General features: G+C 67.7%; 3 protein-coding genes. 1 reads left to right on the top strand and 2 read right to left on the bottom strand.

The annotated features are described in order from the left end of the window. The first annotated feature begins 364 nt into the window (after positions 1 to 364). The gene (locus D1643_RS10210; RefSeq protein ID WP_160710517.1) at positions 365 to 1,213 is read left to right on the top strand and encodes a DegV family protein; all 849 of its coding nucleotides are present in this window, start codon (positions 365 to 367) and stop codon (positions 1,211 to 1,213) included. 80 nt (positions 1,214 to 1,293) lie between these two features. On the opposite strand, the gene efp is transcribed toward D1643_RS10210, so the two are convergent. Further along, complete coding sequence (gene efp / locus D1643_RS10215; RefSeq protein ID WP_160710518.1) at positions 1,294 to 1,857, bottom strand: elongation factor P; 564 nt, start codon at positions 1,855 to 1,857, stop codon at positions 1,294 to 1,296. A gap of 652 nt (positions 1,858 to 2,509) precedes the next feature. After that, the gene (locus tag D1643_RS10220) at positions 2,510 to 3,550 is read right to left on the bottom strand and encodes a Xaa-Pro peptidase family protein (RefSeq protein ID WP_236643553.1); all 1,041 of its coding nucleotides are present in this window, start codon (positions 3,548 to 3,550) and stop codon (positions 2,510 to 2,512) included. Between the last annotated feature and the right edge of the window lie 146 nt (positions 3,551 to 3,696).

Here is a 3,696-nt window from a genome sequence, read left to right on the forward strand (position 1 = left end):
AGCCCCCGCCCTCTCCCTGCACCCGCCCCTCCGCTTCGCCGCCTTGGCCCCGATTCCGATTTTCTGGCCAAAAACACCCTGGTTTACGCACCCGATACGACCAAAACCGCGTAAACCGTACGCTTTTTGACCAAAACGGGCGTCGCAGAGCGCCGATCGAGCGTAAACCATAGAGAAATTGGCCACGCTTTCGCCTCCACCCTTCGACCACCTGAGCAGGTGCCTTCCGCGCACTCTTCCCACCGCCCCCCTATCTCCCCTTCCTATGGGGAAATTATTTGATTATCAAAGTAATAGTGGCCTACGCCTCCCGGCTTTGCTAGCCTACGCTGCGGGTTTACGTTTTTCGAGACAGGAGGCGCCGATGGGCGTTCGCATTATCGTTGATTCCGGCAGCGACATGGAGGCTGCCTACGCCGCGGAGCATGACGTGACGGTCGTTCCGCTGAAGGTGGCATTCTCCGACGGCGAGTACGCCCAGGACGTCGACTTGTCGCGCGACGAGTTCTACGCACGCCTGGTGGAAAGCGACGAGATCCCCTCCACGAGCCAGGTGCCGCCCGTCGAGTTCCAGCGGCTCTTCGACGAGGCCGTCGCCGCCGGAGACGACGTGGTGTGCGTCTGCCTCTCAAGCAAGCTGTCGGGCACCTACGACAGCGCCTGCCTGGCCGCCGCCGCGCACCCCGGGCGCGTGTTCGTGGTGGACAGCCTCAACGCCACCGTCGGCGAGCGCGTGGTGGCCGAGCGCGCCCTCTCCCTGCGCGACGAGGGGCTTTCTGCCGCCGCTATCGCCGAGCGGCTGGAGGTCGAGCGCGGCGAGGTGTGCCTGGTGGCGGTGCTCGACACCCTCGAGTTCCTCAAGAAGGGCGGCCGCATCTCGGCGGCGACGGCCATCGCGGGCGGGCTGCTGTCCATCAAGCCGGTCATCGGCGTGGTGGACGGCGAGGTGGCCATGCTCGGCAAGGCGCGCGGCTCGAAGCAAGGCAACAACCTGCTGCGCCAGAAGATCGCCGAGAGCGGGGGCGTGGATTTCTCGCGCCCCATCTGGCTGGGCTACACGGGCCTGGACGATGCGCTCCTGCGCAAGTACGTCGCCGACAGCCGCGAGCTCTTCGACACCGCAGTGGCCGAGCCGCCCACGACCCATGTCGGCAGCGTCATCGGCACCCACGTGGGGCCGGGCGCCATCGCCGTGGCGTTCTTCCACGCCTAGGGCACGCTCCCCTGCCGAAACGACAAGCGGCCCGCGATTGCTCGCGGGCCGCTTGTCGTTTTCAGGCTGTCGCTCGCCGGCTAGACGCGCTTGATGAAGCGGCCGTCGCGGGTGTCGATCTGCAGCACGTCGCCGATCTCGATGAACGTGGGCACCTGCAGCTCGACGCCGGTCTCGAGCGTGGCGGGCTTGGTGGTGTTGGTGGCGGTGTCGCCCTTGAAGCCGGGCTCGGTGTGGGTCACCTCCAGCTCGACGAACATCTGCGGCTCGATGGAGATGAGCTCGTCGCCGGCGTAGAGCAGCGTGGCCTCGTCGTTCTCCTTGAGCCACTTGGCCGCGTCGCCCACGGTGTCGGTGGGGATGGACATCTGCTCGTAGGTGTCGTTGTCCATGAAGTAGTAGTCGGAGCCGTCGTTGTAGAGGTACTGCATCTTCTTGGTCTCCAGGCGCACGGAGTCGAACTTCGTGCCGGAGTTGAAGGTGTAGTCCACGACGCGGCCGGTCTTGATGTCCTTGAGCTTGGTGCGCACGAACGCGCCGCCCTTACCGGGCTTGACGTGCTGGAACTCGACGATGGTGCACATCTTGCCGTTGTTGATGATGCACATGCCGTTCTTGAAGTCTGCCGTAGAGATGCTAGCCACTGGAGTGTCCTTTCACACAGCTCGCCCGCGCACGATGCAGGCGGGCCCGGGGTTTCAAACTGGTCTATTATACGCGCGACCTGCCAAACGCGCCAGAAAACCTGCGAAAAGACGGGAATGGAGAGCAGAGCCGGCGGCCGGGACCGAACCCGCTAAGCCAGGAAGCCGCCTCGGGCGGGCAAATCCTCTGCAAGGAGCGGATTTTCTGCAAATTCGAACGGTTTTGCACTGGCCTGAAGCGCGATGGAGCGCCATTCGCAAAGAGGCGGCGACTGTCTCCGTGAAGCAGTTTTCGTTCTCCCTGGTCAGGTTATGCCTCATGCGAGAATAATTTCTCCGACGCCCTGTCGGGGAGTGCAAAACCGCGCGAATTTGCACGACAAGGCGATTCTTTCGAGGAACGACGGGCAGCAGCCGGCCCCACCAGCACGACGAAGAAGATGGAAGCGGAACAACGAGAGGCGGCGGCCGGGCGGAAGGCGGGAGCCCGCCGGATCCGGCGGGCAGATGCCGCGCGTCAAGCGGGGCGCCCGGCGCTCCCGCGGCACCGGGCGTCCCCAAGCAGGGCTAGCCGAGACGAGAAGGAGGCCCCATGTACGGGGCCTCCTTTTTTGCAGACTGTTCGCAAGATGCGGGCGCAGGCGCGACCGCGCTAGAGGATCACCATCTCGTGGGTCGAGCGGGTGAAGACGTCGAAGCCGTCGTCGGTGACGACGCCGAAGTCCTCCAGGCGCATGCCGAAGCGGCCGGGTAGGTAGATGCCGGGCTCCACCGTCACCACGTTGCCGGCCACGAGCTCGCGGTCGTTGCGGGGCGAGAGCACCGGCTCCTCGTGGATGTCGATGCCCACGCCGTGACCCAGACCGTGGCCCATCGCGCCCCCGAAGCCGGCCTCGGCGAGCACCGCCTCGGCGTGCTCGTGGGCGGCGCGGCCCGTCACGCCCGGGCGCAGCAGTGCCTCCACCTCCTCGTTGGCACGGCGGATGGCCTCGTAGGCGGCGCGCATCTCGGGGTCGGGCTCCCCCAGGAACACCGTGCGCGTCATGTCGGAGCAGTAGCCCCAGGCCCGCGCCCCGAAGTCGAGCACCACGCACTGGCCGGCCTCGAGCACCGTGGCGCCGGGGATGGCATGGGGGCTCGCGCCGTTGGCGCCCGCGGCTACGATAGAGGAGAACGCCAGGCCCCAGGCGCCCTGGCGCTCCATGAAGCCCTCCAGCTCCAGCTGCACCTCGCGCTCGGTCATGCCCGGCGCCATGAAGCCCACGATATGGGCGAAAGCGGCGTCAGTGATGGCCTGGGCGGCACGCATGCGGGCCACCTCCGAGGCGTCCTTCACCGCGCGCAGGCCCACCACCACGCCAGAGGTCTCGCGGAAGGGAGCCGACGGCGAGAACGCGTCCTCGAGCCGGCGGAACTCCGCCAGCGAGATGGCGTCCTCGATGCCCAGGTCACGGGCGATCTCGTTGCCGTGGAGCCGCCGAGCGAAGGCCGCGTGGGTCTCGCGGGCGTCGTCCACCTCAAGCGGCTGACCCGCGGCGGCTGCGCGGCAGGCCGTGGCGTAGCGCGAGTCGGTGTGGAGCACCGCGCGCTCGCGGTCGACGTAGAGGGCGTGGGCGGCCTCCTCGTCGAAGACGCGGTCGAAGGCGGTGAGCCAGACGATGTCGGAGGTGCCGCGCACCAGGAAGGCGGCCATGTCGGCACCGGCGCAAGCCTGGCGCAGAAGCCCCAGGCGGCGCGCGCAGGCGCCTCCGTCCACAAGCCCCGCGCCCGCCGGGTCAGCGGCGGCGCGGGCCTGCTCGTCGGCCAGCGCGCGGGCGTCGGCGGCCGTCATGGCCAGCG

This window comes from Enterorhabdus sp. P55 (assembly GCF_009911695.1).
Taxonomy (GTDB): domain Bacteria; phylum Actinomycetota; class Coriobacteriia; order Coriobacteriales; family Eggerthellaceae; genus Enterorhabdus.

Excerpts from the sequence above, each read along its gene's own strand:
- D1643_RS10210 (WP_160710517.1), top strand. The coding sequence starts at position 365 with ATGGGCGTTCGCATTATCGTTGATTCCGGCAGCGACATGGAGGCTGCC.
- D1643_RS10220 (WP_236643553.1), bottom strand. The coding sequence starts at position 3,550 with ATGGCCGCCTTCCTGGTGCGCGGCACCTCCGACATCGTCTGGCTCACC.